This is a genomic window from Kitasatospora sp. Ki12 (genome assembly GCF_054601375.1).
In genome coordinates this window covers 311,457-331,747 of the sequence record NZ_BAAIHT010000003.1, presented here as the reverse complement: position 1 = coordinate 331,747, position 20,291 = coordinate 311,457, and the positions used below count along the sequence as shown (strand labels likewise).

Below are 20,291 nucleotides of genomic sequence, written 5' to 3'. Positions count from 1 at the left end.
CCGGCTCCGCCGGGCGGTACCGCGCGCAAACCCGCCGCTGCCCAGCGGCACCCGAGTGGCACCGAGCGGCACCCGAGCGGCACCGAGCGGCGCCCGAGTGGCACCGAGCAACGGCACCGAGCCGCGCCCAACGGCCCGACACACACAGGCCGAGCGCACGCTCAAGGCCACCGACTTCTTCCCGATCGAGCGACCAGGAGGCGGCATGCAGCAGCCCACCACCGGGCCCGCGGGCCCGCCCGGCGCCGTCCGCGGCTGGCTGGACGCGCTCGCCGTCGTGCTGGCCGGGCTGTTCGCCATGGCGGCGGTGGCCGCGCTCGGCCTCTGGCTGGCCGGCGCCGACGACCTCCCGGACGGCGGCTTCCCCTCCGTGGTCGCCGCGACGCTGGCGCTCGCCGTCGGCGGATCCGTCCGGCTCGACGGCGCCGCGGGCAGCTTCGCCGCCGTGGACGCCGGGATCAGCGCGATGCCGCTGACCGTCTCGCTGGCCGGCGCGGTCGCGATGGCCGAGGTGTTCCTGCGTCAGCTGCGTTTCCGCGCGGTGGCCGGCGGCGGCGAACTGCTCGGCCGGATCGTCCGGACGGTCGTGGTCTGGGTGGTCGCGCTCGTCCTGCTCACCCTCGGCGCCCGCCACACCTTCACGGTCCCGCTCGGCGGTGACCTGGTGCAGTCGATCGGCGGCGCGCTCGGCCTCACCCCGGAGGTGGGCTTCCACGCGGACGGCCCGAGCACGGTCGGCATCGGGCTCGCCTGGCTGCTGCTGGTGTTGGCGGCCACCTTCGCCGTCTCCCGGCGGGCACCGCTGCCGCGCGCCCTGGTGCGCTACCAACTCGCCGTCCGTCCGGTCGCGTTCGCGCTCTGGGCGGTGCTGCTGGCCTGTCTGGCGATCGGCGCGGTGGCCGGGGTGCTGACCGCGATCGTGCACGGCAACGCCCGGCAGACCCTGGCCGTGCTGCTGCTCGCCCTGCCCGACCTGGCCTGGCTGGGCTTCGGGGTCGGGCTGGGCGCCGAGTGGCAGGGCCGGCTGGTCGGCGCGCTCGGCCTGCCGGTGCCCAAGCCGCTCGCCGAGGTGCTGCGGGTGCCGGACGGGCGGTCGGCGACGGTCGACCTCGGCACCCTGGCCGACCAGGACGCCCGCGCCTGGTGGCTGTTGCCGCTGGCGGCCGTGCTGCTGCTGGCCGCCGCCTTCCTCGCGGCCCGCCGCTCGCCGCGCACCGTCCGGCTCTGGCAGCACGCCGTGCGGTTCGCGCTCGCGACCGCCGTCACCGTCCTGCTGGTGGGCCTGTGGACCAGGATGGACGCCGACTACGGCCTCTCGGTGCTCGGCGTCGGCCTCGGGCAGGGCGGCCTCGGCGACCTGCTCGGCGCCGCCCTCGGCGGCTCCAACCCGCTGGCCGCTCTCGGCGGGGGCAGTCTGACGCTGCGCCCCTCGCTGTGGACGGCCGTTCCGCTCGCGGCGGGCTGGGGCCTGCTCACCGGTGCGCTCGGCGCGCTGCTCGCCACCCGGGTGCGGCACCGGGGCGAGCTGACGGAGGACGAGCCCCCGCCGCAGTGAGGACCCCCGGCCGCAGCGACGGCCCGGGCGGGCTCAGAACAGCCGGTGCCCCCGCACCCACGCGGTCTTCCTGCCGTCGTCCCGGACGAGCCTGAGCTTCTTGATCCCGTTGTGCACGCCCGCGGTGGCCAGCAGCGACGGGCCGACGATCACGCCCACGGTGGCCAGGGCGAAGAGCAGCCCGAAGACGTTCGTGGAGTGGTCGTCCCCCTCCTCGACGGTCTGGCCGCCCAGGTGGATCAGCACCGGGACGGTGGCCAGCAGGGAGAGCACCAGCAGCCAGCCCAGCGCCCGCTGGACCAGCTGCTTGGTCCGCGCCTTGCCGGCGCTCTCCACCCGGACCGAGAACGCCCGCAGGCAGCGCGGGCAGAGCAGGCTGATCTCCCGGTCCCCGCCGGTCGGACGGGGCGCGCCGCCTTCCGGCAGCTGGGAGACGCTCCAGTTGACCCTGGTCGCGCCGGCTTTGTGCTCGACGCTCACCCGGCAGCCGAGGCCCACGACGTACCGGTCGGTGATCGGAATCCTGACCACTGCTGTCACCCCCAGCCGCCGCGCCCGTCGCGGGGTAGGCGGAGTGTAGCGGCACCGGTGGGCACCGAGACAGATGACGGACCGTCACAGACCGTCGACTGGCAGCTTCCTGCAACGGGCCGGGCTCACCACTGCGGCGGGTGGACGACCGGGGCGGCCCAGGCGGGCGGCTCGGGCACCTCGATCCGGGCGGCGGAGGCCAGGGAGACCGCCGGCACGACCTCGGTGGGCGGGCCGTCCGCGCCCCACCGGGCCGGAGCGTCCGCGCCCCGCCGGGCCGGGTCCGACGCCGTCGCCGCGCGCAGCTCGGCGACGAACTGCAGGCAGCTCGCGTACCGCTCGCCGGGGGTCTTGGCGAGCGCCCGGGCGACCACCGCGGCCAGGGCGGGCGGCAGGTCGGGCCGGTGTTCGGTCAGCGCGGGCGGGGGGTCGTTGAGGTGCGCCCAGAGCAGTGCGAGGTCACTCTCCCGGCGGAACGGCGGCGCCCCCGCGAGCATCTCGAAGACCACGCAGCCGAGGCTGTACTGGTCGCAGCGCCCGTCCAGCGGCCGGCCGGAGATCTGTTCGGGTGCCGCGTAGTCGAGCGTCCCGACGATCTGGCCGACGCTGGTCAGCCCGCTGAGCGAGAGGGACTTCTTGGTGAGCCCGAAGTCCGCCAGGTACAGGTGCTCGGGGTGCTCGCTGTCCGTGCCGGCGGCGACCAGCACGTTGCCCGGCTTGACGTCCCGGTGCACCAGGTCGTGGTCGTGCGCGGCGTCCAGCGCGGAGGCGATCTGCAGGGCCAGACGGGTGGCCCGGTCGGCCGGGAAGGGGCCGCCCCGGTTGATCAGGCCCCGCAGGTCGCCGCCCTCGACGTAGCGCATCGCGATGAACAGGATGCCCTCGTGCTCGCCCGCCTCGAACACCGGGATGATGTGCGGGTGGTCGATCGCCGCGGCGGCCTCGGACTCGTGCATGAAGCGCTGCCGGAAGACCTCGTTGCGGGCCAGCTCGGGGGCCAGCAGCTTGACCGCGACGGTCCGGCCGAGCCGCAGGTCCTTGGCCCGGTAGACCACGGCCATGCCGCCGCGCCCGATCTCGTTCTCCAGCCGGTAGCCCGCGACCTTCCGTCCGACCAGGCCCGCGGGCAGGCTGGGCAGCGACGGTTCCTCGGCGTAGGTCACGGCTCACCGGCCTGGGTCGGGGCGTACGGGCCGCGCGCGGGCGAGGACGCGGCCCCGGGCACCGCCCCGGGCACGGCCCCGGGCACGGCCGTCGGCGCCGCAGAGGGCGCCGGAGCGGGCGCGGGCGCCGACGCCGGTGTCGAGGCGGGCCTGGGCGAGGACGGCGGCGGCCGGTCGGTGGCCGCGTACGTCTGCAGCTGCAGTCCGTCGCAGTAGCACCAGCGGTCGTGCACCGGGTCGAACACCCAGAGCGCCTCGCCGTCCACCACCAGGCCCACCCGCAGGCCGCGCGCGTTCTCCCGGAAGGACTCCAGGTCGAGGGTGCCCGCGGCGAGGTCCTCCAGCAGGGCGCGGTAGCGGGCCAGGGCCGTCTCCGCGTCGGCGAGCGCCGGGCGCGGGTCGGCGGTCCGGGCGGGCGGGCCCCCGGCGGTGGGCGGCGGCTGCGGGAGGGCGATCAGCAGGCGGCCGTCCACCCAGGTGATCCAGCCGTTGGAGCAGAGGACCTGCGCCCAGTCGCCCTGGTGGCCGAGCAGCTGCACCGGGAGCAGGGCGTCCAGCCGGGCGGCGGTCCGGGCGGGGTCCGGGGCCGTCCAGGAGGCCATTCCGCCCGGCGGGGCGACGTGGGTGGGGCGGAACGCGAAGTCGTCCATGGGCGGCTACATTTCCTCCGCCGCGCGACCCCCGTCACGCGCGGCACGAATCGCACCACAGGGTTGTACCCACTCTACCGGCGGTGGCCCGACCCGACCCGGCGTCGAGGCCGGAGCGCGGTCGGGCCGTCGCGACCGGTGCCCGGCCGGGCCGGGCTACTTGCGCATGATCGCGGGCTCGTGCCGCCGCAGCAGGGCCAGCACCACCAGCCCGTACCCGGCCGACAGCAGCGGCAGCAGCGCCATGCACAGCTCCCACCCGGACCGCTGGTGGCGGAACATCGGGTCCTGGGTGATGGCGTTCGGGAACAGGGTGTGCAGCTCCACCGTGCGGGCCATCGCCGACATGCCCCAGCGGGACGGGATCAGCCAGGCGAACTGCTCCAGCCCGGGCACGCCGTAGAGCTTGAGCATCAGGCCGCTGAAGACGATCTGGACGACGGAGAGGAGCACCAGCAGCGGCATGGTGGCCTCCTCCTTGTCCACGAGTGCGGAGACCACGAGGCCGAGCATCATCGCCGAGAACGCGAGCAGCGCGACCGCGATGATCAGCTCCGGGAGCTGCGGCATCACGACACCGGTCGGCACCGCCGCGGAGAGGTCCACCCCGGCCAGGCCGACCACGGTGAGCACCGCGGCCTGACCCACCGTGACGACACCCAGGATCACCACCTTGGAGACCAGGTAGGCCGATCTGGAGAGCCCGACCACCCGCTCCCGCTGGTAGATCGCGCGTTCCTTGACCAGCTCCCGCACCGAGTTGGCGGAGCCGGTCAGCAGCCCGCCGATGCAGAGCGTGAGCAGGCAGTTGACGGCGTTGACCGGGGTGAGGCGGGAGCCAGCCATCGCCCGGCACATCAGGCCGATGACGAAGGGCAGCACCACCATGATGGTGAGGAACAGCCGGTCGGCGGCCAGGACGGCGGCGTAGCGGCGCACCAGGGTGCCCAGCTGGGAGAACCAGCCCTGCGGCTTGTCCCGGCCGATCGCCGCCGCCCGCGGCGGAGGCTGCCGGGGCTCCCGCACGGGGACGGGCAGCGCGGGCGCGGCCTCGGCCGCCACGTACCGCCGGTACTGCGGGGAGGCGCGGAAGCGGGTCTGCCAGGCGGCGTGGTCCTCGTTCTCGAAGGCCTCGAAGGCCTCCGGCCACTCCTCGTAGCCGAAGTAGCCGAGCGCCTCGCCCGGCGGGCCGTAGTACGCCGTCCGCCCGCCCGGGGCCAGGACGAGGAGCCGGTCGCAGACGTTGAGGCTGAGCACGCTGTGGGTCACCACGACGACCGTGCGGCCGTCGTCGGCCAGCCCGCGCAGCATGTGCATCACCGAGCGCTCCATGCCCGGGTCCAGGCCGGAGGTCGGTTCGTCGAGGAAGAGCAGCGAGGGCTTGGTGAGCAGCTCCAGGGCGACGCTGACCCGCTTGCGCTGGCCGCCGGAGAGGCTGGAGATCACCTGTTCGGCCCGGCTGTCCAGGCCCAGTTCGTGGATCACCTCCATGACCCGGGCCTCCCGCTCGTGCGGGTCGGTGTCGCCGGGGAAGCGCAGTTCGGCCGCGTAGGCCAGCGCGCGGCGGACGGTGAGCTGGGTGTGCAGGATGTCGTCCTGTGGCACCAGGCCGATCCGGCGGCGCAGTTCGGCGTAGTCGCGGTAGAGGTCGCGCCCGTCGTACAGCACCGTGCCCTCGTCGGCGGGGCGCAGCCCGGTGAGCGCGTTGAGCAGGGTGGACTTGCCCGCGCCGCTCGGGCCGGCGACCGCGAGCAGTGACTTCTCGGCGAGCGGGAAGCCGACGCCGTCCAGCAGCACCCGCCGGTCGGGGCCGACCCGGACGACCAGGTCCTGGACGTCCAGGGAGATCTCGCCGGTGTCGGTGTACTCGACCAGGTGGCCGTCGGAGAGGCAGAGCGCGGAGTGGCCGATGCCGACGATGTCGGCCGGGCCGACCGGCGCGCGGTGGACCGGCCAGCCGTTGAGGAAGGTGCCGTTGTGGCTGTCCAGGTCGACGATCTCGTGGCCGCCGCCGGGCAGTTCCCGCAGCTCGGCGTGGTGCCGGGAGACCACCAGGTCGTCCAGGACCAGGTCGTTGTCGTTCGAGCGGCCGATCCGCACGGTGTGGCCGGGCAGCTGGAGCACGGCGCTCGGGCTGCGGAAGGTGCCGGAGTTCTGCGGGGCGACCAGGGACGGCCGCTCGTTCGGCGCGGGCACGGGCAGGCCGGCGAAGGTCGCGGACGGGCCGTCGGCCGGATCGCCGAAGCGCAGCCGGGTGCCCGGGCCGACGTCCTCGCGGCTGACCCGGTGGCCCTCGTCGAAGGTGCCGTTGGTGCTGCCGACGTCCTCCAGCAGCCAGTGGCCGTCGGTGGCGCGCAGGATCGCGTGGTGCCAGGAGACCCGGGGATCGTCCAGGACGATCTCGCTGGTCGGGTCGCGGCCGAGGTGGTAGGCCCGGTCCGGATCGATCAGCTGGGAGTCCGTGTCGGTCACCAGGACGAGGGGTGGCGCGGTGAGTGCGCCAGGACGCTCTCCCATGCTCGGAATTCTATCGCCGGGCGGCGCGAAGGGCCTTTCCGGCGGCGCGAAGGGCCGTTCCGGACGGCGTGATTGGACCGCGTGATCGGACCGCGTGATCGGACCGCGGACGGCGTGACCGGATCGCGTGATTGGACTGGACCACTGCCCGGGCGCGGCACTATCGTTCGGCGTGCCCGCGCACGGGTGCCGCCGGTCGGGTGCCCCGCCGGGGTGCTCCGTCGGCTCGCTGCCGGGAGTCCCGGGAGTCATCGAGAGCTTCGGAACGGAACCCATGAGCATCTGGCCCCAGTTGCGCCGATCCCGGACCGTCCGCGCCGGGCACGCCACCGGCCGGGTGCTGCGCTGCGGCCTGATGGACACCATGCTCGCCGACCTCGCCGTCTCGGTCGTGCTCTGCTTCGACCGGTCCCTGGACGAGGACCGCCTTGCCGCCGGTCTGGCCCGCGCCCTGGAACGGGTGCCGGTCTTCGCCGGGAGGCTGCGCACCGTCGACGGCGTGCTGGATGCGGTCTGCGACGACTCCGGTGTGCCGCTGGACGTCTACACCGTGGACGGCACGCTCGCCGAGGCGATGGGCCGGGTGGCGGCGGCCGGCGCCGAACTGGTCGACCGGGTGGACGCCCCGGGCGCCCGGACCGGAGCCGGACCGCTGTTCACCGTCCGGGTCACCCGCACCGCCGACGGCGGCACGGTGCTCGGCTGCTCCTGGCACCACGCGATCGGAGATCTGCACAGCTTCATGCTGCTGCTGCGGACCTGGTCGGCGGCGGTCGAGGGGGAGCCGCTGCCGGAGGCCGAACTCGTCGGCGACCAGGACAAGTTGCTGGAGGGGGTGCTCCCCGCCGAGGACTGCGGACGACCCGGCTTCCGGGTGCCCTCGGCGGCGGAGGCCGAGCTGCTGGCCCGCGAGGTGGCGGCCGGGCCGCGCGCCAACCGGACCGTCCAGATCGCCTTCACCGAGGCCGAAGTGGCCCGGATGCGCGAGGAGTTCGGCGCGGCGGCCGGACGCAGGCTCTCCTCCGGGGACGTGCTCTGCGCCCATCTGGTCAGCACCATCAGGGAGTTGGATGGTGATGATGTCGAGCGGATGCTGACCGTACCGGTCAACGCGCGCCGGTGGCTCGGACTGCCGGACACCCTGATCGGCAACCTGCTGAGCGAGGTGCACCTGCCGCACCGGCCCCAGGACGGCCCGGCGGTGCTCGCCGGGGCGCTGCGCCGGGCGGTCGAGGCGTTCCCGGCCGAGCACCTCAACCTCCGCGCCAACCTGGGCTTCCTGGCCGCGCTCGGCCGCTCGCGGCTGCGCGAGTGCGTCCCGCTGGGCTTCGACCCGCGGGCACGCCGGTTCAGCTTCTCCAACTGGAGCCGCTTCGGCGCCTACCGGGTGAGCTTCCAGGGGCACCGCCCGGTGTTCTTCAGCCCGGCCGCCAACTATCCGCTGCCGTGGGTGTGCTGGACGGTCGAAGGGTTCCGCGGCGAGGGGTACCTGAGCACGGTGGTGCTGCCGGCCCGGCTCGCCGCCCGGGTCCGCGGGGCGGAGGGCCGGGCGGCGCTGCACCGGTACCGGAGGGCGGCCGACGAGCTGCCCGGGTCGGCGGCCGTGCTCCCGAAGGTGGTCTGACCGCTGCCGGAACGGCTGTTGCGTCCTGCCGGAACGGCTGCGGCGGCTACCGGAACGGCAGCGGCTGCTATCGGAACGACTCCTCGATCGTCGTCCACAGCCGGGAGCGGGCCCGCAGGGCGGTGCGGACGGTCTCGGCGCAGGAGTCCCACTTGGCCTGGTCGTCGCCGCACAGGTCGATCAGCATCTGCATCGCCATCGGGGTGTGCTGCTCGCCGTCGACCTCGATGTGCCGGGCCAGGTAGTCCTTGAAGACGGTGAGCACGCCGTCCGGGTCGTCGATCGCGATCACCTGGGTGAACATGTCCGGGATCAGGTCCTCGCGGCCGAAGGCGAAGGCGGCGGCCCGGCAGTGCACCGGGGCGTTCTCGATGATCGACCAGGTGGTGCCGGTGAAGTCGGCGGCGGCCTGCGGGGCCTCGGCCGCCTTCAGCGCCTCCGGCACGGCGGTGCCCGCGCCCAGCAGGCCCAGGAACTCCCGCACCGGGCGGACGTCGGCGCCGGCCTGGCGCATGCCCTCCAGGTACAGCTCGAAGTGGCTGGTGTAGCCCTCGCCGAGCTCGTCGCTCTCCTCGACCAGCACGATCTCGTTGATCAGCCGGCGGCTGGCCGTCGGGCCGGTCGGGACCCACGGGACCTCGACGCAGGTGAGGTCGCGCTGCAGGCTCTTCAGCAGCGACATGAAGTCCCAGACGGCGAAGACGTGGCTGTTCAGGAAGGTGCGGACGCGCTCGATGCTGGTGAGCCCGTGGTACACGGAATGGCCGACGACCTCGCGGCGCAGCGGGTCGATCGCCTGCTGCAGGCCGGTCAGTCCGGGGTGCGAACGGTCCCAGTGGTAGCGGTTGGTGGACATGCGGGCTCCTTGTCGGTCAGGGGTGCTTCATGACGGCGTGCAGCGCGTGCCGCAGCTGCTCGCGGCTCGGCTGGACGGCCCGGTCGAGGGCCGGGGCGAAGGGCAGGACGGCGCCGTCGGGCCGGGTGATCCGGCGCGGCGGGGCGATCAGGCGCAGCTCCTCGGCGGCGGTGGCGAGCACCTCCGCGCCGAAGCCGCAGCTGCGGTTGGAGTCGTCGATCACGACCAGGCGTCCGGTGCGCTCCAGCGAGGCGGCCAGCGCGTCCCAGTCGAAGGGGTGGACGGTGCGCGGGTCGAACACCTCGACCGAGATGTCCGGCGCGACCTCCTCGGCCACCGCGAGCGCGTCGTGCACGAGATGCCCCAGGGCGACCACGGTGACGTCGGTGCCCGGGCGGTGGATCCGGGCGCGGCCGAGCGGTACGGGGGCGAGCTCCCAGGTGACGGTCTCGCGCACCGGCAGGGCTGCGGCGGGCGCGAACACCACGACCGGGTCCGGGTCCCGGATCGCCGAGCGCAGCAGCCCGTAGGCGTCGGTCGGGGTGGCGGGCACCACGGTCTTCATCCCGGCGTGCGCGAACAGGCTGTACGGGTGGTCGGAGTGCTGCCCGGCCCAGCCGTCCCGGGAGCCCGAGCCGGGTACCAGGCAGGTCAGCGGCACGCTCGCCTGGCCGCCGGTCATCAGCGAGAACTTGTGCGCCTGGTTGGCGAGTTGCTCGAAGACCAGGAACAGCAGCGAGGGGATCTGGAACTCCAGCACCGGACGCCGGCCGGCCAGTGCGGCGCCGACCGCCATCGCGGTGAAGGCCTGCTCGGACAGCGGGGTGTCGACGACCCGCCCGGGGCCGAAGCGGTCCAGCAGGCCGAGCGTGGGCCCGGCCAGGCCGGCGCCGATGTCCTCGCCGAAGACGCAGACCGCCGGGTCGGCGGCGAGTTCGTCGGCCAGCGCCCGGTTGAGCGCCTTGGTGTAGGAGAGCCTGGTCACGGTGTCACTCCCGCCCGCGGACGCAGCCCGTCGGCGTACAGGTGGTCCAACGCGCCCGCCGGGTCCGGGTGTTCGGAGGCGAGCGCGAACTCCTCGGCGGCGGCGAGCTGTTCGGCCACCGAGCGGTCCTGCCCGGCGGTCACCGCCGGGTCGAGCAGGGCGGCGGCGCGGGGGAGCGGATCGCGCTCGCGCCAGGCCTCGACCTCCTCCGGGGTGCGGTAGCGCAGCTTCATCCGGCGTTCCATGGTGTGGTGGCCCTCGTAGCGGTAGGTGCGGCACACCAGGAAGCCGGGGCCGCCCCCGCCGCGCGCCCGTTCGACGGCGCGCAGGGCGGCGGCCCGGACGGCCTCGGTGTCCATGCCGTCCACCTCCTCGGCGGGGATGCCGAAGGCGGCCGCCCGTCCGGTCGCGCTGCCCGCGACGGCGGTGGCGGCGGGCAGGGTGGTGGCGTAGCCGTTGTCCTCGCAGACGAACAGCACCGGGAGGCGCCACATCGCGGCGAGGTTCAGGGACTCCAGCAGGACGCCCTGGTTGAGCGCGCCGTCGCCGAAGAAGGCCACCGCCACCGGGGTGCGCGCGGGTGGCTCCTGGCCGGCCGCGGCCCGCTGGGCCGCCCAGGCGGCGCCGACCGCGATCGGGGCGCCCGCGCCGACGATGCCGTTGGCGCCGAGGATGCCCAGCGACAGGTCGGCGGCGTGCATGGAGCCGCCCCGGCCGCCGTTCGACCCGCCGACCCGGCCGAGGAGTTCGGCCAGCAGCCGGTGCGGCGCGGTGCCCCGGGCGAGCACGTGGCCGTGGCCGCGGTGGGTGCTGGTGAGCCGGTCGGCCGGGAGCAGCGCCGAGCAGACGCCCACCGCCACGGCCTCCTGCCCGATGTACGGGTGGATGCCGCCGGGGATCGCGCCGGACTTCACCAGGCCGAGCGCCAGCTCCTCGAAGCCGCGGATCAGCCGCAGCATCCGGTAGCGCTCGGCCGGCGTGTCCAGCGGGGCCGGCGTGCCGGGGGCGGCAGGCGTGCGGGACTCGGCGGGCGTCCCCGGCCCGGCGGCCGCCTTCGGGGGAGCCGTCACGGCCGTCCCCGCCAGGTGGTCGGGCAGAACTCCGGGTCGGCGTAGTCCGGCCGGCCGTCGGCGGTGCGGCGCACCAGCACGTCGTGGTTGTAGACCACCGGGCTGCCGTCCGCCCGGTCGTGCCGGCGGTACTCGTTGGCGCCGTCCTGCAGGTGCAGCGAGACGGCCCGGCGCGGGTGGGAGGCCAGGTTGGGGCCGCTGCCGTGGTAGGTGCGGCAGTGGTGGAAGGACATGTGGCCGCGCGGGATCGCCATCGGGACCTTGGTGACCACCTGGCCGTTGTGGGCGGCGTTGGCGTCCAGGATGCCGTCCAGTTCGGAGCGGTCGCGGTCGGCGAAGTGCCGGGTGGAGTCCTCTCCGGAGGGCAGCTCCTGCCAGCGGTGGCTGCCGTCCACCATGGTGATGGTGCCGTTCTCCTCGCGGCAGTCGTGGAACGGGATGAAGGCGGTGAGCATCTGCTGCGAGGTGCTGGTCTGCCAGTAGTGCTTGTCGAAGTGCCACGGCACCCGGTTGCTGGGCTCCTCGGGCACCGGCGGCTTGTAGATCAGGGTGGCCTGGAAGATCCGGATCTCCTCGGTGCCCGCGAGCAGCGCGGCCACCGCGCCGACCAGCGGCTTGCGCAGGACCGCGCCGATCGCGTCGCTCTCGTAGTGCACGTAGTCGTTGTGCCGCTGGACCGGCCCGTCCGAGGGCTTCCAGGCGGCCAACCGGTGCGGGCGGACGGGCAGTTCGCGGTCGCGGTGGCCCGCGTAGTAGAGCTCGGTGGCGGCCTGGAGGCTGTCCAGCTCCTCGTCGTCGAACAGCCGGCGGGACAGGTACCAGCCGTGCTCGCGGTAGTGCGCCACCTCCTCGGGGGTGGGCAGCAGGTCGTGCTCGGCCTCGGTGAGCCGGAACTCCGTGGTCGCGGTCATGGTGCGGGCCTCCTTCGGATGTGCGGGGGCGGTCAGACGGAGGCGGCGGAGCTGTGCCGCTTGATGGCCTCGTACAGGGCCTTGATGTTCGCGGTGCCGAAGGTCCCGGCCCCCTGGCGCTCGATCAGTTCGAGGAAGAAGGTGCGCCGGGGGTGGGTCGAGCGGGCGAAGATCTGGAACAGCTGGCCGCCGTGGTCCTGGTCGACCAGGACGTGCAGGTCGCGCAGGGTCTCCACCGGGATCACCGTCTCGCCGAAGCGCTCGGCCAGCACGTCGAAGTAGGCGCTCGGGGTGGTCAGGAACTCCACGCCGCGGGCCCGGACGGTCCGGACGGCGGTGGTGATGTCGCGGGTGCTGAAGGCCAGGTGCTGGACCCCGGCGCCGCCGTGGGCGGTGAGGAAGTCGTCGATCTGGCCGGGGCGCCGGCCGGTGTCGGGCTCGATCAGGGTGAAGGTGACCGCGCCGGAGGGGCTCTGCACCACCTTGGAGTCCATGGCCTGCTCGCCGACCTCGATGTACTCCTCGAAGATCGTGCGGAAGCCCAGCGCCGCCTCGCAGAAGCGGACGGATTCGACGAGCTGCCCGGCGGGGAGGCAGATCGCGACGTGGTCGAGCTCGTCCAGCAGGCGCGGGTCCGGAGTGGGCTCCTCGGTGCTCGGCGGGACGAAGCGCAGCGCGGTGTCGCCGAAGCCGGCGATCAGCGCGCCCTCGCGGTCCAGCACCCGGGCGCCGTGCCGCTCGGCGCGCTCCAGCGCGGCCCGCGGGTCGGCGCAGCCGAGGGCGAGGACGGCGACGCCGTCCCCGTGCCGGGCGACGAAGTCGGCCACCGGGTGCTCGGGGTCGGCGGCGGAGGCCAGGTGCAGCCGGATGGCGCCCTGGCGCAGTTCGACGGTGCGGGTGCCGTCCGGCGCGGTCGTCGGGGTGCCGGCGGTGAAGCCGTAGTCGGCGCAGAGGCCGGCCGCGGTCTTGTCGGCGTCGGCGCAGTGGAACTCGGTGTGGGCGATGGTCTGGATGGACATCGGGATCTCCCCCCGGAGGGATGGCAGGTCGTGGATCGGCGGGCCGTCGGTCGACCGGTGCTCGGGCGCTCAGCGCGGCCGATCGGTGCTCGGGCGCTGGGTGCTCGGGCGCCCGCGGTCGCTAGCGCGCGGCCCGGTCAGCGGTGGCCGGGCCGAGGACGAGACTCAGGTTGTGGCCGCCGAACGCGAAGGCGTTGCTCAGCGCGGCGCGCACCGGCACCGACCGGGCGGCGCCCCGGACGTGGTCCAGGTCGCAGGCCGGGTCGGGGTCGGTCAGGTTGAGCGTGGGCGGCAGCGTCCCCCTCGCCACCGCCAGGGCGGTCACCGCCGCCTCCAGCGCGCCCGCGGCGCCCAGGAGGTGGCCGGTGGCGCCCTTGGTGGAGCTGACCGCGGGCGGGTGCGCGCCGAAGACGGCGTGCAGGGCCGCGGTCTCGGCCGCGTCACCGAGCTTGGTGCCGGTGCCGTGGGCGTTCACGTAGTCGATGTCGCCCGGGGCCAGGCCCGCGTTGGCGAGCGCGGCGCGCATCGCGTCGGCGGCGCCGGTGCCGTCGGGCCGGGGCATGGTCGGGTGGTGGGCGTCGGTGGAGGCGCCCCAGCCGAGCACCTCCGCGTAGCCGGCGGCGCCGCGGGCCTCGGCGTGCTCGGCGCTCTCCAGGACGAGGACGGCGCTGCCCTCGCCCAGCACGAAGCCGTTGCGCCGGGCGTCGAAGGGCCGGCTCGCCTGCTCGGGATCGTCCCAACCCTGGGCCAGGGCACGGGCGTTGGTGAAGGCCGCGGCGATCGTCGGGTGCAGCGAGGACTCGGTGCCGCCGCACACCACCACGTCCGCGTCACCGGCCCGGATCAGCCGCAGCCCCTCGGCGATCGCCTGGGCACCGGCCGCGCAGGCCGTCACCACGGCGGAGCTGTAGCCCCGGATGCCGTGCTTGATGGCGACCCGGGCGGCGGCCATGTTGGAGAGCATGCCCGGCAGCAGGTACGGACTGACGCCCGGGCGGCCGCGCTCCAGCCGGCGGTGCGACTGCTGCTCGAAGGTCTCCAGTCCGCCGCCGCCCGTCGCCAGCACCACGGCGGTGCGGTGCGGGTCGGCGTCCCGGCCGACCACCAGGCCGGCGTCGGCCAGCGCGTCGTCGGCGGCGGCCAGGCCGAGCAGCACGAAGCGGTCCACGCAGCGGGTCTCGGTGGGCGGCAGCACCTCCCGGCCGTCCACGGCGGGGGCGAGCCCGGCGGCCGGCAGCCACCCGTGGGCGGCGTGGCCCTCGGGGACGGCGCGGACCCCGGAGCGCCCGGCGGTCAGCGCCTCGAACACCTCGCCGGGCTTGCGGCCGAGCGGGGAGACCAGGCCGATGCCGGTGACGACGGCGCCGCGGCGCCGACCGCCCTGGTTCCCGCTCATGCGCCCACCTCGCTTCGCTCGGCAGCCGCTTCGCGCAACGCGCACCTTTCGATCGTTCGCTCGCTCCGCTCGTTCACGCGTCCACCACCGCGAGGTGGCGCTCGCGCAGCAGGACCTTGCGGACCTTGCCGGTCGGGCCGAGCGGGATGTCCTCCGGGGAGACCACCAGTACCTTGCGTACGGTCGCGGCGGCGGCCTCGTCCAGCGCGGCGACCACGGCCTCGGCGCGGTCGGCGGCCGGGTCGGCGCCGTCGGCGAGGAGCAGCAGCACGTCGGTGACCACCCGCCCGCCGTCCCGGACGGCCACCACCGTGCAGTCCAGCACGTCGGGGCAGGCGGCCAGCACCCGCTCCTCCGACATCGCGGTGAACAGCCGCTTGCCGTCGCCGAGTTCGACCGAGTCGACGGCCCGGTCGACGTGGTAGTAGTAGCCCTCCCCGTCCCGGTACATCAGGTCCCCGGTGAGGAAGCGGCCGCGGATCCGGGTGCGGAAGGTGGTGGCCGAGTCGTTCCAGTAGCCGAGTGCCAAGGTCGGTGAGGCGGTGGCGAGTTCGCCGACCTCGCCGGGCCCGAGCGGTTCGCCGTCCGGGCCGACCACCTCGCAGTCGACGAAGGCGTGCGGCCGGCCGACGCAGCGGCCGTAGCGTTCGGTGCCGGGGCCGTGGGTGATGAAGAAGTGCGAGTGGCCCATCTCGGTGGAGCCGAGGCCGTCCACGAACTGCGAGCCGGGGACGCGGGAGCGGCCCGCGCGGGTGACGGTCTCCCGGCTGCCGGTGGCGATCAGGCGGCGGATGTGCACCTCGTGGGCGCAGTCGCCGGTGTTCCACCAGAGCGCGACGGAGGTCAGGTCCCGGGCGGCCAGGTCGTGGCGGGCCAGGTCGGCCCAGGTGGCGGCGAAGCCGACCACCCCGGTGGGCCGCCAGCGCTCGATCGCCGCCAGCACGCCGTCGCCGGACTGCCCGGACAGGAAGGCGAGTTGGGTGTGCGAGCTGAGTGCGAGGTTGAGCGCGATGACGGTCGCGGCGTGCGGCGCGGGCAGGGCGCTGAGCATCCGGTCCTGGCCCTGCGGGCGGGGCAGCCGCAGCCGGTGGCGGATCGCCGCGTACAGGCTCGCGTGCGAGTGGACGACGGCCTTGGGCATCCCGGTGGTGCCGGAGGAGTGGGTGATCGCGACCGGGTCGCCGGACCAGTGCCGGTACGGCTCCGGCGCGTCGTCCGGGTCGCCGGCGCCGAGGGTGCCGATCTCGGGGAGCAGCGGAGCGCCCGGGTCGTGGCCGGCGAGCGCGGCGAGGTGGGCCGGGTCGGCGAGGACCCCGGCCGCGCCGAGGCGGGCGATGTAGCGGGCGGCGCGCTCGCCGTCCAGGTTGGGGTTGAGCAGCGCGGGGACGGCGCCGAGCCGGGCCAGTGCGAGGAAGCCGAGCACGTGGTCGGCGGCGGTGCTCGCGTAGACCACGACCGGGTCGCGCCGGGTGATGCCGAGCGCGTGCAGGGCGGCGGCGCGGGCCCGGACGGCACGGTCGAGCTCGCGCGGCGTGAACGGCTGCCAGGCGGCGTGGCCGTCGACCGGGGTGTCGAAGGTGAGCAGCGGCTCGTCGACGTCGGTCCCGAGCGCGATCCGGGTGGTGAGGACGTTGCCGGCGCCGACGTCGGGGTCGTCCGCGAGCAGGGTGCGGAGACTGCGGATGGTCACGGGGGTGGATCCCTCCCTCGGGGCCGGTGGACGGCCCGGGCGGCTGATCGGATGGCAGGGGTCGGTCGGCCGCGCGGGCGGCGGGGTGGCGAGGTGGTGTCGCGAGGCGGCGTGGCGGGGTGCGGCGGGCCGGGGCGGCTGGTCTGCCGGGTGCGGCTGCGTCAGGTGCCGGTCCTCGGTGGTGGGTACGGCCGGGGGTGACCGGCCGGTTCACGGCCGGTGGCTGCGGGTTCGGGGCTGCAGGGCTGCTGCGGTCGTGGCTGCGGTCGGGTCCTCAGGCCGTGGGGCCCGCGAGCAGCACGGCCGCGGCCCGGTCCCCGTCGGGCGTCTGCTCGGCGGCGACGACCAGCACCCGGTCGGCGTCGCCGTCGGCGAGCAGCAGCGCGGCGAGCTCGTACGCGTCCGGCGGGACGCGGCCGGGTTCGGCCCGGGCCGGGGAGATCGCCACGACGGGGCCGGTCAGGCCCCAGCGGGCGGCGATGTGCCCGAGGACGGCGTTGGGGTTGGACTGGAAGAACAGCAGCGGGCCGGTCCGCCGTCCGGGTTCGGCGCTCTGCTCGATGGCCCGCGCGGTGTCGAGGTCGCCGCTCGCGCTGGCCAGCAGCAGCGCGGTCCGCCCGGGGGCGGGTGGTGCGCCGTGCAGGGCACGCAGGCAGCGGTCGGCGGTGTCGGCGACCAGCGGGTTGAAGCCGGAGGCGGCGAAGCCGGGCAGCGGTGGCGGCGGCCCGTCCAGGCCGGGGGCGGGGCGGCGGGCCTCGGCGAGGACCCGCAGGCCGTGGGTGTCGTCGGCAGGGATGGTCATGGCGGTGTCGGTGTCATCGTGGTGTCGGTGTCATCCGGGGGCCAGCAGCAGCGCGGTATTGGCGCCGCCGAAGGCGGAGTTGAGGCTGAGCGCGTAGGCGGGGCGGGCGGCGCGGGGGCCGTCCAGGACGAGGTCCAGGCCGACGTCCGGGTCCGGGCCGAGCCAGCCGGCGTTGACCGGCAGCAGTCCGGATTCCAGGGCGCCGATGGTGACAGCGAGTTCGAGCAGGGCGGAGGCCTCCAGGGCGTGCCCGTGCACGGACTTGCTGGAGCTGACCGGTAGCCGGTCGGTGTACGGGCCGAACACCCGCCGCAGGGCGCGCGCCTCGGCCTGGTCGGACAGGGTGGAGCCGGTGCCGTTGGCGTTGACGTAGCCGATCTCGGCCGGTGCGAGGCCCGCGCGGGCGAGCGCCGCCTCGACGGCCCGGGCCACGCCGGTGCCCTCGGGCTCGGGGCGGCAGACGTGGTGGGCGTCCCCGGCCCTGCCCCAGCCGGCCAGCCGGCGAGCGCGGTGGCACCGCGCCGGTCGGCGGCCGGTGCGGCCTCGACCAGGACGGCGGCGGCCGCGTCGCCGAGCAGGGTGCCGCTGCGCCCGGTGCTGAACGGGCGCAGCTCGCCGTCGCGGGCCAGGGCGCGCCCGGCGTCGAACACCGCGAACACGCCCGGACCGACCAGGTGGACGGCCGCGACCAGCACCCGTTCGTACCGGCCGGTGGCCACCAGGACGGCGGCGTCGGCGACGGCGGTCGCGGCGGCCACGCAGGCACCGGTGTACACCCGGGTGACGCCCGGTGCGCCCCAGTCCGCGCGGACTCCGGCGGCGACCGCGTCGGCGATCGCCCGGGTGGACTCGTCGCTGTGCAGCGCGAGCAGGACGGGCAGTGCGGCGCCCTCGGCGGTGGTCAGTCCGGCCTGGCGGCAGGCCTGGCCGATCGCGTCGAGCGCCGCTCCGGCCGCCGGACGGTACGGGCGGGGAGCGCGGTGCCGGGGCCGTCGAGCCGCGCGGTGTCGGCGGGAAGAGCGTCCGGACGGGCGTCCGGAGGGGCGTCGGGCAGCAGGGCGGCCCGGGTGGTGCGGCGGCCGGTGACGTCGAAGCGGGTGACCGGACCGAACGCCGCCTTGCCGTGCACCGCCGCCGCGGTCAGCGCGGTGAGCCCGCGCCCGGCGGCGCTGAGCACGCCCACGCCGGTGACGACCGGACCGGCCCGCCCCAGCGGCCCGGGCGGGCCGGCGCCCGTGGCGAGGCCGCTCACGGCTGCGCGCCCGCGGGCTCGGCGCGGCCGGTGTGGCCGGTCCGCTGGGCCAGTACGGTGCGCTGGGCCAGGACGGCGGCGCGCAGCAGTTCGGTGGCGTCGTCGACGGTGCGCACCGCGCCGAAGCCGTCGTCGTCCAGGTCCAGCTGCAGCCCGTAGCGATGCTCGAACTCGGCGACCAGCCAGGTGAGTTCGAGGGAGCCGAGCTCCTCGGGCACGGTGTCGGCGGCGCGCTGCCCGAACGCCGCCAGCATCGTGCGGACCTCGGCCCGGTCGGGGAGGTCGTCGGACCGCGGGGCGCCGGTCACGCGGCGCTGCCTGCGGTGGCGGCGGTACCGGCGGTCGCGGCGAGGGCGTCGATCCGGCGGGCGACGTCGGCGGTGAACTCGTCGAGCGTCATCAGCGCGGTGGTCTCCATCTCGTCCAGGTCGAACTTGATCCCGTACTCGTCCTCGACCTGGACCGACAGGTCGGCCAGCGCGAGCGATTCGAGGTCCAGCCCGGCCGGGCCGAGGTCGGTGTCCCCGGTGACCTCGGTGACGTCGTACTGCATCTCGGTGAGGGCGGCGAGGACGAAGGCGCGGATGCGGTCCTGCATGGTGGTGGCTCCTTGTCGGGGTGGTGGTGCGGGCGTGCCGGGGTCGGGCCGGGCCGCGTACGGTCAGCGCGCGGCGGCCGCAGTGGCGGCGGCGGCCGCGGAGGTCACGGCGGCCGTGGCGGTGTCGCGCAGGGCGGCGGGGTCGCGCAGCAGTTTTCCGGTGGCGGTGCGGGGGAGTGCGGGGAGCAGGGCCAGCCGGCGCGGCCGCTTGTAGGCGGCGAGGCGGCGGGTCAGCCCGTCCTGGAGCAGGGCGAGGTCGGCGCCGGGTTCGGTGGCCAGGTAGGCCTCGATCGCGCCGCCGTCGAAGACGACCACGGCCTCGCGGACCTCGGGCAGCGCGGTGAGGGTCTGTTCGACCTCGGTCAGGTCGACCTTCAGGCCGCCGATCGACACCTGGGAGTCGAGCCGGCCGAGCACGGTGACCAGGCCGCCCGCCCCGTCCAGCTCGGCCGCGTCCCGGCTGTGCAGCCAGCCGTCCGACCAGCGCGTCGGGTCGTCCAGCCCGGGGTACGGGGAGGACGCCGCGCCGAGCTGCAACTCGCCCTTCACCAGGCGCATCCGCATCCCGTGGACGGGACGCTTGGCGGGGTGGAGGGTGCCGTCTAGGTCGGTGGCGATGACCCCGGTCTCGGTCATGCCGTACATGGTGCCGAGCGGGACGCCGTAGCGCCGGGTGAACAGCGCGGGCAGGCCCGGGCGGACCAGTTCGCCCGCGACGACCATCCGGCGCAGCCGCGGCAGCGGCGGGGGAGTGACCGCCCCCGCCAGCAGCTCGGCGTGGAAGGGCACCCCGATGACCGTGGTCGGCCGGTCGGAGCCGGCGACCGCGGCCAGGATGCCCGCCGCCGTCATCCGCTCCGGCACGGTGAGCGCGGCGTGCGCGTACAGGCCGTTGAGCAGTCCGCCGACCAGGCCGAGCACGTGCACCACCGAGGAGAGCAGGACGACCCGCTCGCCCTCGCCGGGGAACTCCTCCAGCCTGCGGTAGCAGTCGAGTTCGCGCAGCAGGTCGCCGGCGGTGCGGGCGATGACCTTGGCCGGACCGGTCGACCCGGAGCTGAGCTGGACCAACGCGTGTCCGGTGGGGGCCGGTCGTCCCTCCGGAAGCGCGACGGCCACCGGCTCCGCCTCGGAGAAGCCGCGCAGCGCCGCCGCCGGCCGGTGGGCGGAGCCTACCAGCACCTGCGGGGCCAGCCGCGCCACCGCAGCGTCGACCTCATGGTCCGTCAACCGGTGGTCCAGTAAGGCGACTTGGGCACCCAGCCGCCAGCATGCCAGCAGCACCGCGACGAACGCCAGCGAGGGCGGCAGCCGCAGCGCCACCGTCCCGCCGGGGCCGAGCCCGACGGCCGACAGCCGGACGGACTGCTCCTCGACCAGGGCGCGCAGGGCGTCCCGGCCGATCGGTGCGCCGAGGTGCAGACACTCCTCGCCGCCGGGGCCGGCCAGCAGCAGCCGGTCGACCCAGTCGTCCGGGGCGTCGGAGTGCGGCAGTACGGAAGGCGGAACTGGAGAGAGGGAAAAGCCGGTCAACGCGGCTCCACACAAGTGAGGGGATTTGACATGAACGCCGTTCACAATCAAAACGGTCAATTCCGTTGCCAGACCATGGCACAGACGTTTGGTCAAATCAAGGTCTATACCAATGTGGTCGTTGCTCCTACGCTGCCGA

General features: G+C 75.2%; 19 protein-coding genes and 1 pseudogene. 2 read left to right on the top strand and 18 right to left on the bottom strand.

Annotated elements, in window-relative coordinates; genetic code table 11:
• Nucleotides 1-205: 205 nt before the first annotated feature.
• Nucleotides 206-1,555 (top strand): streptophobe family protein, encoded by a 1,350-nt coding sequence (locus ACYP53_RS32260; RefSeq protein ID WP_459650047.1) that lies wholly within the window; start codon nucleotides 206-208, stop codon nucleotides 1,553-1,555.
• Between the two features lie 33 nt (nucleotides 1,556-1,588).
• Here the strand turns inward: ACYP53_RS32260 and ACYP53_RS32255 are convergent, their stop codons facing one another.
• The 4 genes from ACYP53_RS32255 to ACYP53_RS32240 all read right to left on the bottom strand — a co-directional run bounded on the left by ACYP53_RS32255 (nucleotide 1,589) and on the right by ACYP53_RS32240 (nucleotide 6,416).
• Entirely contained in the window at nucleotides 1,589-2,086 is a 498-nt protein-coding gene (locus ACYP53_RS32255) for a hypothetical protein (RefSeq protein WP_459650046.1), read from the bottom strand.
• 125 nt (nucleotides 2,087-2,211) lie between these two features.
• A complete protein-coding gene (locus tag ACYP53_RS32250) occupies nucleotides 2,212-3,249 on the bottom strand; it encodes a serine/threonine-protein kinase (protein WP_229928990.1) in 1,038 nt (345 codons plus the stop codon).
• Nucleotides 3,246-3,899 carry a hypothetical protein gene (locus tag ACYP53_RS32245; protein ID WP_459650045.1) on the bottom strand — a complete coding sequence of 218 codons (654 nt, stop codon included), beginning with the start codon at nucleotides 3,897-3,899 and terminating at the stop codon, nucleotides 3,246-3,248. Before ACYP53_RS32245 ends, ACYP53_RS32250 begins: the two co-directional genes overlap by 4 nt.
• A 156-nt stretch (nucleotides 3,900-4,055) precedes the next feature.
• Nucleotides 4,056-6,416: an ABC transporter ATP-binding protein/permease gene (locus ACYP53_RS32240; protein WP_189921889.1), complete on the bottom strand. Its 2,361-nt coding sequence runs from the start codon at nucleotides 6,414-6,416 to the stop codon at nucleotides 4,056-4,058.
• 274 nt (nucleotides 6,417-6,690) lie between these two features.
• On the opposite strand from ACYP53_RS32240, the gene ACYP53_RS32235 reads away from it, so the two are divergent.
• On the top strand, nucleotides 6,691-8,040 hold the full coding sequence (locus tag ACYP53_RS32235; RefSeq protein ID WP_459650044.1) for an acyltransferase: 1,350 nt from the start codon (nucleotides 6,691-6,693) through the stop codon (nucleotides 8,038-8,040).
• A gap of 67 nt (nucleotides 8,041-8,107) precedes the next feature.
• Here the strand turns inward: ACYP53_RS32235 and ACYP53_RS32230 are convergent, their stop codons facing one another.
• The 14 genes and pseudogenes from ACYP53_RS32230 to ACYP53_RS32165 form a co-directional block, all read right to left on the bottom strand.
• Nucleotides 8,108-8,896 (bottom strand): DUF3050 domain-containing protein, encoded by a 789-nt coding sequence (locus tag ACYP53_RS32230; protein WP_459650043.1) that lies wholly within the window; start codon nucleotides 8,894-8,896, stop codon nucleotides 8,108-8,110.
• A 16-nt stretch (nucleotides 8,897-8,912) separates the two neighbouring features.
• Nucleotides 8,913-9,881, bottom strand: coding sequence for an alpha-ketoacid dehydrogenase subunit beta (locus tag ACYP53_RS32225; RefSeq protein ID WP_189921877.1), 969 nt, complete (start codon nucleotides 9,879-9,881; stop codon nucleotides 8,913-8,915).
• Nucleotides 9,878-10,951 (bottom strand): thiamine pyrophosphate-dependent dehydrogenase E1 component subunit alpha, encoded by a 1,074-nt coding sequence (locus tag ACYP53_RS32220; protein WP_229928989.1) that lies wholly within the window; start codon nucleotides 10,949-10,951, stop codon nucleotides 9,878-9,880. The genes ACYP53_RS32225 and ACYP53_RS32220 overlap by 4 nt, the downstream gene beginning before the upstream one ends.
• Nucleotides 10,948-11,862, bottom strand: coding sequence for a phytanoyl-CoA dioxygenase family protein (locus tag ACYP53_RS32215; protein WP_459650042.1), 915 nt, complete (start codon nucleotides 11,860-11,862; stop codon nucleotides 10,948-10,950). The genes ACYP53_RS32220 and ACYP53_RS32215 overlap by 4 nt, the downstream gene beginning before the upstream one ends.
• Nucleotides 11,863-11,894: 32 nt before the next feature.
• Nucleotides 11,895-12,881 carry a 4-hydroxyphenylpyruvate dioxygenase gene (gene hppD / locus ACYP53_RS32210; protein ID WP_459650041.1) on the bottom strand — a complete coding sequence of 329 codons (987 nt, stop codon included), beginning with the start codon at nucleotides 12,879-12,881 and terminating at the stop codon, nucleotides 11,895-11,897.
• A 121-nt stretch (nucleotides 12,882-13,002) separates the two neighbouring features.
• Entirely contained in the window at nucleotides 13,003-14,277 is a 1,275-nt protein-coding gene (locus tag ACYP53_RS32205) for a beta-ketoacyl-[acyl-carrier-protein] synthase family protein (RefSeq protein WP_459650040.1), read from the bottom strand.
• Between the two features lie 73 nt (nucleotides 14,278-14,350).
• Entirely contained in the window at nucleotides 14,351-15,967 is a 1,617-nt protein-coding gene (locus tag ACYP53_RS32200) for a class I adenylate-forming enzyme family protein (protein ID WP_459650039.1), read from the bottom strand.
• Between the two features lie 274 nt (nucleotides 15,968-16,241).
• Nucleotides 16,242-16,769, bottom strand: coding sequence for a hypothetical protein (locus ACYP53_RS32195; RefSeq protein ID WP_189921867.1), 528 nt, complete (start codon nucleotides 16,767-16,769; stop codon nucleotides 16,242-16,244).
• Nucleotides 16,770-16,799: 30 nt separating this feature from the next.
• Complete coding sequence (locus ACYP53_RS32190; protein ID WP_459650936.1) at nucleotides 16,800-17,267, bottom strand: hypothetical protein; 468 nt, start codon at nucleotides 17,265-17,267, stop codon at nucleotides 16,800-16,802.
• Nucleotides 17,268-17,365: 98 nt separating this feature from the next.
• Nucleotides 17,366-17,605: pseudogene (locus ACYP53_RS32185) on the bottom strand (beta-ketoacyl synthase N-terminal-like domain-containing protein); the annotation flags it as partial.
• A gap of 65 nt (nucleotides 17,606-17,670) precedes the next feature.
• A complete protein-coding gene (locus ACYP53_RS32180) occupies nucleotides 17,671-18,021 on the bottom strand; it encodes a hypothetical protein (RefSeq protein ID WP_459650038.1) in 351 nt (116 codons plus the stop codon).
• The gene (locus ACYP53_RS32175; protein ID WP_459650037.1) at nucleotides 18,018-18,329 is read right to left on the bottom strand and encodes a hypothetical protein; all 312 of its coding nucleotides are present in this window, start codon (nucleotides 18,327-18,329) and stop codon (nucleotides 18,018-18,020) included. Before ACYP53_RS32175 ends, ACYP53_RS32180 begins: the two co-directional genes overlap by 4 nt.
• Nucleotides 18,326-18,619, bottom strand: a complete 294-nt coding sequence (locus tag ACYP53_RS32170; protein ID WP_189921865.1) for a phosphopantetheine-binding protein — start codon at nucleotides 18,617-18,619, stop codon at nucleotides 18,326-18,328. The genes ACYP53_RS32175 and ACYP53_RS32170 overlap by 4 nt, the downstream gene beginning before the upstream one ends.
• A gap of 63 nt (nucleotides 18,620-18,682) precedes the next feature.
• Nucleotides 18,683-20,152 carry a class I adenylate-forming enzyme family protein gene (locus ACYP53_RS32165; protein ID WP_459650036.1) on the bottom strand — a complete coding sequence of 490 codons (1,470 nt, stop codon included), beginning with the start codon at nucleotides 20,150-20,152 and terminating at the stop codon, nucleotides 18,683-18,685.
• Between the last annotated feature and the right edge of the window lie 139 nt (nucleotides 20,153-20,291).

Coding starts and splice junctions, on each gene's coding strand:
- ACYP53_RS32240 (WP_189921889.1), bottom strand. CDS start 6,416: ATGGGAGAGCGTCCTGGCGCACTCACCGCGCCACCCCTCGTCCTGGTG.
- hppD (WP_459650041.1), bottom strand. CDS start 12,881: ATGTCCATCCAGACCATCGCCCACACCGAGTTCCACTGCGCCGACGCC.
- ACYP53_RS32260 (WP_459650047.1), top strand. CDS start 206: ATGCAGCAGCCCACCACCGGGCCCGCGGGCCCGCCCGGCGCCGTCCGC.
- ACYP53_RS32170 (WP_189921865.1), bottom strand. CDS start 18,619: ATGCAGGACCGCATCCGCGCCTTCGTCCTCGCCGCCCTCACCGAGATG.
- ACYP53_RS32205 (WP_459650040.1), bottom strand. CDS start 14,277: ATGAGCGGGAACCAGGGCGGTCGGCGCCGCGGCGCCGTCGTCACCGGC.
- ACYP53_RS32215 (WP_459650042.1), bottom strand. CDS start 11,862: ATGACCGCGACCACGGAGTTCCGGCTCACCGAGGCCGAGCACGACCTG.
- ACYP53_RS32245 (WP_459650045.1), bottom strand. CDS start 3,899: ATGGACGACTTCGCGTTCCGCCCCACCCACGTCGCCCCGCCGGGCGGA.
- ACYP53_RS32230 (WP_459650043.1), bottom strand. CDS start 8,896: ATGTCCACCAACCGCTACCACTGGGACCGTTCGCACCCCGGACTGACC.
- ACYP53_RS32195 (WP_189921867.1), bottom strand. CDS start 16,769: ATGACCATCCCTGCCGACGACACCCACGGCCTGCGGGTCCTCGCCGAG.
- ACYP53_RS32235 (WP_459650044.1), top strand. CDS start 6,691: ATGAGCATCTGGCCCCAGTTGCGCCGATCCCGGACCGTCCGCGCCGGG.